A 12032-nucleotide genomic window follows, 5' to 3' on the forward strand; every position below is an offset into this window, starting at 1 on the left:
TGGTTGTTCGATAGCTGTAATTAAAAAACTGTTTCAAAGAAATTATACAACTGTTTTAGTGATAATCCAAGGTCAATCGTTCAGAAACTAAAAAAGACACCTTGTGATGAACACAAGATGCCTTGACTTGACGATTATTCAGCGTTGACTTTACCAAACGTCGCCCAAACGAAAAGGGCAGTTACACCCATGACGAGGACGATCGGGGAAGCCCATGAGATTAAGAAGTCATCCATCAATAAAACCTCCTTTTAATGAAAAACCTTTGTACTGTCAGTGTAGTAGATTGCTCACTAATTCTCAAGTGACGATCTGCTGAACATTCTTTTTTGAGAGTAGGAAGAACATCTTATATATTTACCCGAATCATGATAAACTTATCTGCGGATAATTTAAGAATCGAAAGGATGAGCAGTATGCGTTTACGCCACAAGCCATGGGCACTGGATTATATGAAAGAGCAATCCTCCATCTATATAGCAGACCCGTCAACTTTAAAAGGAAACTGGTCAAGCGAATTTAAGAATACAAATCCGATTTTCATCGAAGTCGGTTCGGGCAAAGGGGCCTTCATCACAGGGATGGCAAAACAGTATCCGGAGGTCAACTTCATCGCAATCGAGTTATTTGAGAGCGTTGCTGTTGCAATCGTTCAGAAGATGGTTGAAGAACCACTTGAAAATGTCCGTGTCTTGACTGTCGATGCAAAAGACTTACGTGACTTCTTTGAAAAAGGAGAAGTTGCCCGTGTTTATTTGAACTTCTCTGATCCTTGGCCAAAGTCACGTCATGCGAAGCGACGCTTGACATACAAAACATTCCTTTCGACATACGAAGAGATTTTACCAAAGAACGGGCAGATTCACTTTAAGACGGATAACCGGAAATTATTTGAATCGAGTCTGATGACGATGTCGGCTTACGGGATGACATTTGATTGGATGTCGCTTGATTTACACGCCAATGAGCCGGAAAATAACGTCAGAACAGAATACGAAGAACGATTCTCAGCACTAGGTCAACCGATTTATCGGATGGAAGCGACGTACGATAATTAATTTGGACAAAAAGTTTTCTTATTTTCCTAGCATTTCTTTCACACTTTTTTCTTATTAATTGGTACAATGTTGTTGACTGAAGAACTGTATTTACAGGTAAAGGGGGAATTTGGGGATGTGGCAAAAAAGCTTAGCCTTCGTAACAGCACTCTTTCTCGCATTAAGTATCGGTCAATCGGTATTCGCTGCGATTGATACGTCATCTATGCAAAAAGCACTTGACGAGGATTTGAAGAGTACGCATTACGATTATAAAAAAGGATCTGTTGAGATTGAAGATCCAAAAATGTTCACTGGTGAAAAAGGTGAACAGATTATTGGTGGAATTGCTGTCATTGAGACGGTTCGTGATGGAATCTTCATTACAATGAAACGTGAAATTCATTTCTATAACGCAGATAGCGGCAAATTACTTACAAGTGCAGATGCGGCTAAAGTAGATGGCGTCAAAGAATACATCGATAGCAACTCGGATAACTTGCAACAAAAAGTTGTCTACTGGTTACCGATGTTACTGATGTTGTTATTGATTGCTGTACCAGCCATCATGTTATATGTCGTCGTACCGCGCCTGTATTCTACTACAGAATATATGAACCCGATCTACGAACGTAATGACAATCCGCGTTGATCAAGACGGAATACCAAAACACCCGATGTGAACCATATGGCTCACATCGGGTGTTTTTTCATTCAAACGAACAAAACGAGTAAAAAAGCGATAATTGCAGGTAAACCTTGTTTCCAGAGAATCGAAAGACTGGCCGTCGCGGCTCCGTAAAGAGCGGCAATGATGACGCAAGCGAGGAAAAAAAGTTGAACAACGGACGAACCGAGAATCAATCCGAAAATCAAACCGGCGGCAAGGAAACCGTTGTACAACCCTTGATTGGCGAACAGCGTCTTGATGCGGGGATCTGCGGCGGTTTCTTTCGTCAAATTAAATGTACGCAGCGCAGGACGAGACGATAAGAAAAACATCTCGAGCGCCAGAATATAAAAGTGTTCTAACGCGACGATGAGCACAAAAATCGTGGCGAGCATACCCATAAGGAACTCTCCTCCTCAAAAAAAGACCATACTTCGTCGATCGAAGCATGGTCTACATATTATGCATATTCGAGTAAAGCACCTGTTTCCGCATCAACTGTGAATTGATACGTTTTTTCATCGTCACCTTCAAGGACCGAGATGCCACCTTTGTAGCTTTGGTAGTCACGTGACTCATATGCATAAGCCTCTGGTGTTGCAGAGATCCATGCACCTTGGACACGTCCTTTTGCTGAAAATGTGCGTTTCGTGATTTCGAGCGCTTCCTCGGCAGATAATTGTTTGTTGTCGACAGCCTTCTTGACTGCGAAAGCGGCAACGACAGCTGCTGCAAGACCGATAATCCAATAGCGTTTTTTCATTAAAATTCCCCTCCTTACAGGTTCTATTCCTACTGTACCAAATAATTCGCCCAGTGAGAAACAAAAGGTTAAGTGATTGAAGCAAAATTTTGTATAATGAATGAACAGGAGGCGATACATATGAATGAAAAAACAAGAGAGTTATTTCGAACGTTAACGGAATTGAATGGTGCACCCGGATTTGAACATGATGTCAGACAGTTCGTCAAAGAACGGATTGCACCGGTGACCGATGAAATCATTACGGATGGTCTCGGATCGATTTTTGGAAAACGGACAGGGCAAGCAGATGGCCCAAGAGTCATGGTCGCAGGACACATGGATGAAGTAGCCTTCATGGTGACACAAATCACCAAAAACGGGATGCTCCGCATTCAACCGCTTGGTGGATGGTGGAGTCAAGTCTTGCTTGCACAACGGTTCTCGATTTGCGGGGATAAGGGAATCATTCCCGGAGTCATCGCATCAACTCCGCCCCATCTGTTGACGGATGAAGTCCGGAATAAACCGATGGCAATCAAAGATATGTTCATCGATGTCGGAGCAGATTCAAAAGAAGAAGCTGAGTCGTTTGGAATTCGTCCGGGTATTCCGGTGGTTCCGTTTTTCCCGTTCACTCCGATGGCGAACCCGAAAAAAATCATGGCCAAAGCATGGGACAACCGTTATGGCGTGGGAATGGCAATCGAGTTATTAGAGGAAACGACAGCATCGGACCATCCGAATGTCTTATTCTCAGGCGCGACGGTCCAAGAAGAAGTTGGATTACGCGGCGCCCAAACGGCAACGAACCTGATTGATCCTGACGTCGCATTCGTCGTCGACGCGTCGCCGGCAAATGATGCTTCAGGTGATAAAACGGAATTCGGACAGCTGGGACAAGGTCCGTTGTTGCGGATTAAGGACAGTGTCATGATCTTATCAAAAGAGATGACGGAGTACGTCTTAGATACAGCGGAATCAAACAACATTCCGTATCAATACTATGTTGGGGCAGGCGGAACAGACGGCGGAGTCATCCACCGCTCGAACAACGGGATTCCAACGACCGTCGTAGGTCTGCCGGCACGCTACATCCACACGCATGCGTCGATCATGCATACGGATGATTACGATGCGGCAAAAGAGTTACTCAAAAAACTCGTGACACAACTTGATGCAACGACACTAGCTACTTTACAAGTGAAGTGAGATTAGACTGAAGAGGGATTTTCAAGTTCCTCTTCGGTTTTTTTTTTATTGATTTCAAATTGTCTTGTCAGGTGATGAACAATTGTATGCTCTTTTTCTGGAGTGTTTGTTATAATGAATTTGATTTTAAGCAGAAGGAAGTGGCATTTTGTTAAAACAGAAAAATATCTTACTCAGCCCGAAAATATACTTCATCACGGTTTTGAGCTATATGGCGTTAGGACTCTTCAGTTCATTAATCATGGGATTAATTTTAAAGACGATCGGTGAAGGGCTGATGACAAATGGAGTCGATGCATCGTTTTTAGTCACTGTCGGAGAACAAGCCATTGCGTTGACAGGACCGGCGATCGGCGTAGCGGTGGCGTTTGCGTTAGAAGCGCCACCACTCGTCCTGTTTTCGGCGGTTGCCGTTGGTGCATTTGGTTATGAAGCTGGAGGTCCGGCCGGCAGTTATGTAGCGGCAGTCATCGCCACTGAAATCGGTAAATTGATTTCAAAAACGACGCGGCTCGATATCATTTTGACACCGTTCGTGACATTGTTGATTGGTTTTGTGAGTGGAAAGTACGTTGGGGCTTGGATCGGAACGTTGATGACGGATTTAGGAGAGGTCATTCGTTGGGGGACGGAACGGGAACCGATGATCATGGGGATTTTTGTGGCGACCGTCATGGGTCTGGCGTTGACGGCCCCGATCTCAAGTGCTGCACTTGGTATCATGTTAGGACTTGACGGGCTGGCGGCAGGAGCGGCGACGATTGGATGTGCCGCTCAGATGATTGGTTTTGGTGTCATCAGTTACCGTGATAATGGGATTGGCGGATTCATCGCACAAGGGGTTGGAACATCGATGTTACAGGTCGGGAATATCATCCGGAATCCCTGGACGATTGTTCCGCCGACACTTGCGGGAGCGCTGCTCGCTCCTTTTGCAACGGTTTTGTTGACGCTTGAAAGTAACCCGGAAGGATCTGGCATGGGAACGAGTGGGCTCGTCGGTCCGTTGATGATGCTGAAAACGATGGGGTTCGAGGCGGAATATTATTTAGCCGTTTTCGTCTTATGTTTCTTGGCACCGGCTCTGATCAGTTATTTGATTTACCGAGCACTTCACCGCATGGGGCGGATTAAAGATGGAGACTTAAAGATCGAATACTAAAAAGAAATGCGAATAAACGAAAAAGAAGCAGTGGACAAGTCCGCTGCTTCTTTTTGCTGGATAGAACGATTTCGTTAAGACCGTCTCCATTTTGTACAAAATATGATTGGAGTGTTCTAAAGTGAAAAACCAAACGAACTGGAGTAAAAGCTCGTGAAGAAGACATACAAGTAGAGTACATAAAGAGGAAGCAAGTAACGCATCCGAACGATTGGCAATTTTCGGGCAAGACGTTTACCGACGGCTTCAAGCAACATGATGAGCGCAAAACCGACGACCAGTAACACCAGAATCTGCGGTAAGCTCCGTTCGGAATCAATAAACGAATACCCGTATCGGAGGCAACTCGTCATACCAACAAAACCGACGAATCGTTCAAAGGGGTGTTTGATGGGTTGATCAGTCATAATGATTTCCTTTCGAGACATTTTCTAGTTGCAGTATAGCAAACAGAGCGCGAAAACGCACAGAAACATTCGAATATGCTATGATGAAGCCAATGAAAACAGCTTGTACTAAAGGAGTCGGTAGGGATGAAGAAGTTAGAATCCAAACAACAATTTGATGAAGCGAAACAAGGAAATGCAGTCTTTTTATTCTCCGCCAATTGGTGTCCCGATTGCCGGTTTTTAGATCCGTTCATGCCGGAGATGGAAAGCACGTTCAATGAATTTGATTTTTATTACGTCGATCGTGACGAGCACATTGAAATTGCCCAGGAAATGGACATCTTCGGTATTCCGAGTTTCGTGGCTTACCGCGATAATGCAGAAACAGGTCGTTATGTCGGGAAAGAACGAAAAACACCGGAGCAAGTCACGTCATTTTTAGAAACAGTCTGACATCAAAGCGAGCGCTGTCTCGCTTTTTTTAATAGGAAAGGATGAAAAAGAGCCATGGAACTACAACAAATTCGTCGGATGGTGACGGAAGCATTTGAAACATCACGCTATACCACGTATTTTGATCGTGAAAAATCGGTGTTGCGCATCGAACGGAAGCAGGACCGGACAGGTGTTGATTTAGGTCTGAACCCATTGGTCGCAAAAGCGAAACGACGTGGTGTGATTGCGGTCGAAGAAACGATTGAATACATCAAAGCGGTCTTGGAGCAAACGGAACCGATCTCATTAATTGGACACGAACAGCAGGTTTTCCCGGTCATCCGTGCGAAATCATTTGCCGATGAGACAAAAGACGGAAAGAAAATCATCAGTACACCGCACACAGGGGAAACAAAAATCATGTATGCCCTTGATCTGGGTGCCACGTATCGTCTGATTGATGAAGAATTGTTAGCGCAGGCCGGATGGACGGCAGAACATTTGTCTGAAGCAGCCCGTTTTAACTTGAAGACACTCGAAGCGCCTTTTAAGACGGACGAAGTGGCGGGAAACGTATTTTATTTCTTGAGCACGGGTGATGGTTACGAGGCGAGCCGGGTCTTGAACAAGCAGTTGTTAAGCGATTATGCCGAGCGTGTGACAGGTGAATTTGCAGTCGGAATTCCCCACCAAGATGTCTTGATTTTCGCTGATATTCGAAATGATGCCGGCTATGATGTGTTGCAACAGTTGATGTTTGATTTCTTTACCAATGGACGTGTGCCGGTCACAGCACTCCCGTTCGTCTACGACGACGGAAATCTCGAACCGGTCTTTGTCCTTGCAAAAAACAAGCATCCGAAAAGTTAAATAATCTGCTACAATAGGCATTGTGAGAAAGTTTGAAGGGAGTAATGGATTGAATGAATGTTTTTTATAATAAAGAAGGTGTCGGTGACGTTTTAATGGTCATCTTAGCAGACGCTCCGCGTGCTGAAATCACAGCTGAACGAAAAGGACGTGTCGCGACGATTTTCCATGGCACAGACGTCATTGGTTACAATATTTTTGAGGCATCGGAAAAGTTTGACCTGAGCAGTGTTGGGCCGGTTGATCTGACACCGGAACTCGTTCAAACGATCCAAGGGATCTTAGCAGAAGAAGGCATTACATTCGTTGCGGATGACATCGACTATTCACCGAAGTTCGTCGTTGGATTCGTTGCTTCTGCTGAAAAACATCCGGACGCTGATAAATTATCGGTCTGTCAAGTTGATGTGGACGGAAATACGTTGCAAATCGTTTGTGGGGCACCGAATGTCGAAGCCGGACAAAAAGTGGTCGTGGCGAAGCCGGGCGCAGTCATGCCTTCTGGTTTGATCATTCGTCCGTCCGCACTGCGCGGAGTAGCCTCAAGCGGCATGCTCTGTTCGGCACGTGAACTCGGTCTGGCAGATGCACCACAAGTTAAAGGGATTCTTGTGTTGGATGAATCAGCACAAACAGGAGAGGCATTTTTAATCGGTCGATAATTCGGCCGATTTTTTAACAAGATGGAGGGGTGAAGGAATGAGCAATCGTTATGAGCAGTCGTTAAAGGAACAGGCAGCACGAATCCGACGAGAATTAGCAGGCGAAAAAGAAACGAAGCCTGTTGAGCGTCCGAAAAAAGAAGAACGGGAAGATCGCTTCGTGTTGACGGATGTTCCATCGCCTATTTACGGATTCCAGCGACCTAAAAAGCAACGGTCGATCCAAGAAGAGGGAATTTCAGACGAATCAGAAGTTGAGGTTTCAAGTGAGCTTAAAGAGGAAAAAACGGAAGAGTCGCTTGTAGATGCTACGGATGAGACGAATGAAACATCAGAGATCGAGACGATGGAACAGACTGATTCGACTGAAGCAGATGCCGGTCTAGTCCCGACGACTGATTCTGATCTACTTGTTCCTGAACCAATCCTCGAACAAGTGCCGGAAGAACGCGTAGAAGAAATGCAGCCGGAAATCTTACATGTCGCAGCGACAGAAGAAAACGAAGTCCGGTTGGAAGAAGCAACGGATGAGACGGATGAAACATCAGAGATCGAGACGATGGAACAAACTGATTCGACTGAAGCAGATGCGGGTCTAGTCCCGACGACTGATTCTGATCTACTTGTTCCTGAACCAATCCTCGAACAAGTGCCGGAAGATCGTGCGGAAGAAACGCAACCGGAAATCTTACATGTCGCAGCGACAGAAGAAAACGAAGTCCGTGAATCAGAAACGGCATTCCAAGTGACGGATGAAAATGCGGCAAATATCTCCGTGACCACAATCGAAGAAACGTCAGAAAAATTGGCTGAAGAAACGGTAACTCCGCAAGCGGATCAGGTGTCGATCAAAAAGCCAATCGGACCACCTGTAAACGTTGTGATGACAACAAAAGATTTAATGGCAATGTATCGTGCACGACGGGAACAAAATAATTTACATGGTAAAAAATAAATCGGTTTGCTATAATGGTACAGGTTTTGTACCCAAGCCCGATGGTACGGACCGGAACGTGAATTGGAGGGCTCATATATGACAAACTATCATTTTGTAGGGATTAAAGGGACTGGGATGAGTGCGCTTGCCCAAGTACTACATGAAATGAATCATCAAGTGCAAGGTTCTGATATTGAAAAGCATATTTTTACGGAAGATGCCTTACGGGCAAAAGGAATTCCGTTTTTCCCGTTTAGTGCGGACAATATTAAAGAAAATCAAGTCATCATCCAAGGGAATGCCTTTGGTGATGATCATCCAGAAATTGCTCGGGCAAAGGAACTGGATTTAACGATCTATCACTATTATGACTTTTTAGGGTATTTGGCAAATGAATACCGGTCGGTTGCGATTACAGGTTCGCACGGTAAGACATCGACGACTGGTTTATTGTCACACGTCTTGAGTGGCATCACGCCGACGGCATTCTTGATTGGTGACGGAACTGGTGCCGGTGTTGAAGACGCAAAGGCGTTTGTCTTTGAAGCGTGTGAATACAAACGACATTTCTTATACTACAAACCGGATTATGCGATCATGACGAACATCGATTTTGATCACTCGGACTACTTTACAGGCATCGACGACGTCGTATCAGCCTTCCAAGAGATGGCGATGCAAGTCAAACAAGCGATCGTAGCATGTGGAGACGACGAACATCTTCAGAACATCCAGGCGAATGTTCCTGTCTTGTATTATGGTTTTGGCGAAAACAATGATTTCCGAGCGGAAAACGCAACATCAACACCGGACGGGACATCGTTTGACGTGTATCTCCGCGATGATTTCTACGGCACGTTCTTGATTCCTGGTTTTGGACAGCATCATGTCTTAAATGCATTGTCTGTCATTGCAATCTGCCAGTACGAAGGATTAAGCAAAGAAGATGTTGCAGCACGTCTGTCTTCGTTTGGTGGCGTTAAACGTCGTTTCAGTGAATCAAGTTTTGGTTCACAGATTCTAGTTGATGATTATGCGCACCATCCAAAAGAGATCAGTGCAACGATTGAATCGGCACGGAAAAAATATCCGGATCGTGAAGTCGTGGCAATTTTCCAACCGCACACATACACTCGGTTGAAATCATTCATGGATGATTTTGCGACATCGTTACGTGAAGCAGATGCGACGTATCTGTGTGAAATCTTTGGATCAGCACGTGAACAAGAAGGACAAGTTCGTGTAGAGGATCTGCAAGAAAAAGTACCGGGATCGGATATTCTGACACGGGACAACGTATCACTGTTAAGTAAACATGAAAATGCCGTATTGCTCTTCATGGGAGCAGGGGACATTCAAACGTATCAAAAGCAGTATGAAGGTACGAAGTGAATATAAATATGCAAATCGGACACTGACGGAAATTTGTCGGTGTCTTTTTTTGTCGGTTTCGTGAACCAGTAAAAAAGGAGGAGTTATTGACTCGGAAAATCGTTAACTTTTCATTGCATCTTGAATTGATTTTTGGAATAGTGGGTGTATGTTATTTAGAAAGGAAAGAGGTCATGGGACAGATTTTGCTCATTTTATTATTACAACTGATTTACGTGCCCGTCTTGACATTGCGGACCATCATGCTCGTCAAAGGAAGAACTGTCATCGCAGGTGCGTTAGGAACAGTTGAGACGTTGATTTACATCTTTGCACTGGGGGTCGTCTTCCGGGACTTGACGACGCTTGGGATGATCGTTTATGCACTCGGCTTTGGCTTCGGTATCTTGATCGGAGGATTTATCGAACGAAAACTTGCCATCGGATACAATATGATTCAAGTTCATACACAGGATTTCCCGGCGGAGTTGATTCAAGTCATCCGGGACAATGGATTTGGTGTTACCCATTATCAAGGACAAGGGCGGGACGGGATTCGTTATCGCTTGGATGTGCTAGCTGCTCGGACACGAATGAAGATCTTACGCAACCTGGTTGAAGAATATGAACCAAAGGCTTTTCTGGTAGCATTTGACTCGGTTGATTTTAAAGGTGGATACATGCTCAAAGGATTGAAGCGTCCACAGTGAGTCTGAAAGGTCGGTTCCACTAAATCGGACATCAGGAGATTCTCTCAAGAAATCATGTTTAAGTTTTGTTATTTAAGGATAAAGATGGTATAGAACAAAACACAGTTTTTATTGAGAGGAGAAATCTACGATGATTAGTAATCATGCTAAAACTGCTTTAAACCAACAGGTGGCGAACTATGGTGTCCTGTTCGTAAAACTCCATAACTATCACTGGTACATCAAAGGTCCTGACTTTTTGACGTTACATGTAAAACTCGAAGAATTGTATACATGGGTCTCTGAACAGTATGACGTCGTAGCAGAACGTCTGTTAATGAACAACGGAATGCCTTCTGCGACACTAAAAGAATATCTGGAACAAACGACGCTTGAAGAGGCAAAATCAGGTTTATCAGCGGATGAAATGGTCGAATCGGTCATCAGTGATTTCCAACAAGTCCGGAAAGAGATGCTAGATGCCATCGAACATCTTGAATCGCAGGATGTAACGGTCGAAGATGATTTGTTAGCGCAAGCTAAAGAAATCGAAAAACAGATTTGGATGTTGCGGGCGACGTTAAAAAAATAATGAAAAAACGGATGGCTGCATCCTATAAGGAATGTGCCATCCGTTTTTGACTTATTTCAAGTTTTCAGGATTCAAGACATCGAGTTCCGGAAGCACGAACCGACCATCTTTACGAATCAATACATCGTCAAACCAGATTTCACCGCCACCGTAATCAGGGCGTTGGATATTAACCAAGTCCCAATGGACAGAAGAATCATTCCCGTTATAGGCTTCTGCATAGGCTTGACCCGGTGTGAAGTGGAAACTGCCGTCAATCTTCTCATCGAACAAGATATCCTTCATCGGATGTTGGATGAACGGGTTGACACCAATCGCAAACTCACCGACGAAACGGGCTCCTGCATCTGTGTCGAACACTTGATTAATGCGTGCCGTATCATTTGCAGTCGCTTCAATGATTTTTCCGTCTTTGAATGTCAATGTGACATTTTCGAACGTGAATCCTTGATACGGTGATGGTGTGTTGTATGAAATCGTCCCATTGATGGAATCCTTGACCGGGGCAGTGAAGACTTCACCGTCCGGGATATTGGCATTGCCGGCACATTTAATGGCGGGAATGTCCTTGATTGAAAATGCTAAATCTGTTCCAGGACCAACAAGACGGACGCGGTCTGTCCGATTCATCAAATCAACAAGCGGTGTCATCGCCTCGCCCATTTTGGCATAATCCAATGTACAAACGTCGAAATAAAAATCTTCGAAGGCTTCCGTCGATTGATTCGCAAGTTGTGCCATGGAAGTCGTCGGGAAGCGTAAGACAACCCATTTGGTGCCTTTCACACGGTCTTCTGTATGCATCTTACCTAACGTCTGTCCGTACAGTTTCATTTTGTCAGACGGGACATCAGACAGTTCATTGATGTTGTCTCCTGCACGTAAACCGATATAGGCGTCCATCGCCTGCATTTGTTTTCGTTCGACATCCGCCATCAATTGAAGTTGATCTTCCGAAGCATTGCGATAGAGTTTTCGTAAAATGCGGTTGTCTTTCAATAAAACGAACGGAAGACCACCTGCTTCATAGGCCGCATCGACCAAGGCTTCGACGAGTTCACGTTCGATTCCAAAATTTTCGATTAATACTTTTTCACCAGGAGCAAGCGCAACCGAATAATTTATTAAATTCGTTGCAAGTTGGGTAAGACGTGGATCACGCATAAAAAAGTTCCTCCTCAAATGATGTATGTAGGTTTCATTTATCATTGTAACGGAAATAAACCATTTGGAGTAGCAGGAACGATTGCGTCAACGTCGAACT

General features: G+C 44.6%; 16 protein-coding genes. 11 read left to right on the plus strand and 5 right to left on the minus strand.

The features are described 5' to 3' along the window. Positions 1-134: 134 nt before the first annotated feature. Positions 135-236 carry a cytochrome bd oxidase small subunit CydS family protein gene (gene cydS, locus BLD48_RS16680; RefSeq protein WP_371818609.1) on the minus strand — a complete coding sequence of 34 codons (102 nt, stop codon included), beginning with the start codon at positions 234-236 and terminating at the stop codon, positions 135-137. A gap of 180 nt (positions 237-416) precedes the next feature. Here cydS and trmB point away from each other — a divergent pair, with 180 nt between their 5' ends. Beyond that, positions 417-1058, plus strand: a complete 642-nt coding sequence (gene trmB, locus BLD48_RS07730) for a tRNA (guanosine(46)-N7)-methyltransferase TrmB (RefSeq protein ID WP_071499690.1) — start codon at positions 417-419, stop codon at positions 1056-1058. A gap of 115 nt (positions 1059-1173) precedes the next feature. Beyond that, complete coding sequence (locus tag BLD48_RS07735) at positions 1174-1689, plus strand: hypothetical protein (RefSeq protein ID WP_071499691.1); 516 nt, start codon at positions 1174-1176, stop codon at positions 1687-1689. A gap of 62 nt (positions 1690-1751) precedes the next feature. Here BLD48_RS07735 and BLD48_RS07740 read toward each other — a convergent pair whose 3' ends face one another. Beyond that, positions 1752-2108, minus strand: coding sequence for a DUF1304 domain-containing protein (locus BLD48_RS07740; protein ID WP_071499692.1), 357 nt, complete (start codon positions 2106-2108; stop codon positions 1752-1754). Between the two features lie 59 nt (positions 2109-2167). After that, the gene (locus tag BLD48_RS07745) at positions 2168-2470 is read right to left on the minus strand and encodes a PepSY domain-containing protein (RefSeq protein ID WP_012371126.1); all 303 of its coding nucleotides are present in this window, start codon (positions 2468-2470) and stop codon (positions 2168-2170) included. Positions 2471-2590: 120 nt separating this feature from the next. Between BLD48_RS07745 and BLD48_RS07750 the strand changes: the two genes are divergently transcribed. Further along, positions 2591-3661: a M42 family metallopeptidase gene (locus tag BLD48_RS07750; RefSeq protein WP_071499693.1), complete on the plus strand. Its 1071-nt coding sequence runs from the start codon at positions 2591-2593 to the stop codon at positions 3659-3661. A 148-nt stretch (positions 3662-3809) separates the two neighbouring features. After that, positions 3810-4823 (plus strand): PTS sugar transporter subunit IIC, encoded by a 1014-nt coding sequence (locus tag BLD48_RS07755; RefSeq protein WP_071499694.1) that lies wholly within the window; start codon positions 3810-3812, stop codon positions 4821-4823. A gap of 116 nt (positions 4824-4939) precedes the next feature. Here the strand turns inward: BLD48_RS07755 and BLD48_RS07760 are convergent, their stop codons facing one another. Next, positions 4940-5251 (minus strand): hypothetical protein, encoded by a 312-nt coding sequence (locus tag BLD48_RS07760; protein WP_236629965.1) that lies wholly within the window; start codon positions 5249-5251, stop codon positions 4940-4942. 105 nt (positions 5252-5356) lie between these two features. Between BLD48_RS07760 and BLD48_RS07765 the strand changes: the two genes are divergently transcribed. The 7 genes from BLD48_RS07765 (at position 5357) to BLD48_RS07795 (ending at position 10768) form a co-directional block, all read left to right on the plus strand. After that, complete coding sequence (locus BLD48_RS07765; RefSeq protein ID WP_071499696.1) at positions 5357-5665, plus strand: thioredoxin family protein; 309 nt, start codon at positions 5357-5359, stop codon at positions 5663-5665. 54 nt (positions 5666-5719) lie between these two features. Beyond that, complete coding sequence (locus BLD48_RS07770; protein WP_071499697.1) at positions 5720-6517, plus strand: DUF1444 domain-containing protein; 798 nt, start codon at positions 5720-5722, stop codon at positions 6515-6517. A 53-nt stretch (positions 6518-6570) separates the two neighbouring features. Next, positions 6571-7179 carry a YtpR family tRNA-binding protein gene (gene ytpR, locus BLD48_RS07775; RefSeq protein WP_071499698.1) on the plus strand — a complete coding sequence of 203 codons (609 nt, stop codon included), beginning with the start codon at positions 6571-6573 and terminating at the stop codon, positions 7177-7179. A 37-nt stretch (positions 7180-7216) separates the two neighbouring features. Continuing rightward, positions 7217-8134: a hypothetical protein gene (locus BLD48_RS07780; RefSeq protein WP_071499699.1), complete on the plus strand. Its 918-nt coding sequence runs from the start codon at positions 7217-7219 to the stop codon at positions 8132-8134. Positions 8135-8212: 78 nt separating this feature from the next. Further along, positions 8213-9508, plus strand: coding sequence for a UDP-N-acetylmuramate--L-alanine ligase (gene murC, locus BLD48_RS07785; protein WP_071499700.1), 1296 nt, complete (start codon positions 8213-8215; stop codon positions 9506-9508). A 173-nt stretch (positions 9509-9681) separates the two neighbouring features. After that, a complete protein-coding gene (locus BLD48_RS07790; protein ID WP_071499701.1) occupies positions 9682-10197 on the plus strand; it encodes a DUF5698 domain-containing protein in 516 nt (171 codons plus the stop codon). Between the two features lie 130 nt (positions 10198-10327). After that, positions 10328-10768 (plus strand): Dps family protein, encoded by a 441-nt coding sequence (locus tag BLD48_RS07795; RefSeq protein WP_014971032.1) that lies wholly within the window; start codon positions 10328-10330, stop codon positions 10766-10768. A 51-nt stretch (positions 10769-10819) separates the two neighbouring features. On the opposite strand, the gene BLD48_RS07800 is transcribed toward BLD48_RS07795, so the two are convergent. Further along, entirely contained in the window at positions 10820-11932 is a 1113-nt protein-coding gene (locus BLD48_RS07800; protein ID WP_071499702.1) for an aminopeptidase, read from the minus strand. Positions 11933-12032 lie beyond the last annotated feature (100 nt).

The sequence above is a fragment of the Exiguobacterium sp. KRL4 genome (assembly GCF_001870785.1).
GTDB lineage: Bacteria > Bacillota > Bacilli > Exiguobacteriales > Exiguobacteriaceae > Exiguobacterium_A.

Coding starts and splice junctions, on each gene's coding strand:
- cydS (WP_371818609.1), bottom strand. CDS start 236: ATGGATGACTTCTTAATCTCATGGGCTTCCCCGATCGTCCTCGTCATG.
- trmB (WP_071499690.1), top strand. CDS start 417: ATGCGTTTACGCCACAAGCCATGGGCACTGGATTATATGAAAGAGCAA.
- BLD48_RS07735 (WP_071499691.1), top strand. CDS start 1,174: ATGTGGCAAAAAAGCTTAGCCTTCGTAACAGCACTCTTTCTCGCATTA.
- BLD48_RS07740 (WP_071499692.1), bottom strand. CDS start 2,108: ATGGGTATGCTCGCCACGATTTTTGTGCTCATCGTCGCGTTAGAACAC.
- BLD48_RS07745 (WP_012371126.1), bottom strand. CDS start 2,470: ATGAAAAAACGCTATTGGATTATCGGTCTTGCAGCAGCTGTCGTTGCC.
- BLD48_RS07750 (WP_071499693.1), top strand. CDS start 2,591: ATGAATGAAAAAACAAGAGAGTTATTTCGAACGTTAACGGAATTGAAT.
- BLD48_RS07760 (WP_236629965.1), bottom strand. CDS start 5,251: ATGTCTCGAAAGGAAATCATTATGACTGATCAACCCATCAAACACCCC.
- BLD48_RS07765 (WP_071499696.1), top strand. CDS start 5,357: ATGAAGAAGTTAGAATCCAAACAACAATTTGATGAAGCGAAACAAGGA.
- BLD48_RS07770 (WP_071499697.1), top strand. CDS start 5,720: ATGGAACTACAACAAATTCGTCGGATGGTGACGGAAGCATTTGAAACA.
- ytpR (WP_071499698.1), top strand. CDS start 6,571: ATGAATGTTTTTTATAATAAAGAAGGTGTCGGTGACGTTTTAATGGTC.
- BLD48_RS07780 (WP_071499699.1), top strand. CDS start 7,217: ATGAGCAATCGTTATGAGCAGTCGTTAAAGGAACAGGCAGCACGAATC.
- murC (WP_071499700.1), top strand. CDS start 8,213: ATGACAAACTATCATTTTGTAGGGATTAAAGGGACTGGGATGAGTGCG.
- BLD48_RS07790 (WP_071499701.1), top strand. CDS start 9,682: ATGGGACAGATTTTGCTCATTTTATTATTACAACTGATTTACGTGCCC.
- BLD48_RS07795 (WP_014971032.1), top strand. CDS start 10,328: ATGATTAGTAATCATGCTAAAACTGCTTTAAACCAACAGGTGGCGAAC.
- BLD48_RS07800 (WP_071499702.1), bottom strand. CDS start 11,932: ATGCGTGATCCACGTCTTACCCAACTTGCAACGAATTTAATAAATTAT.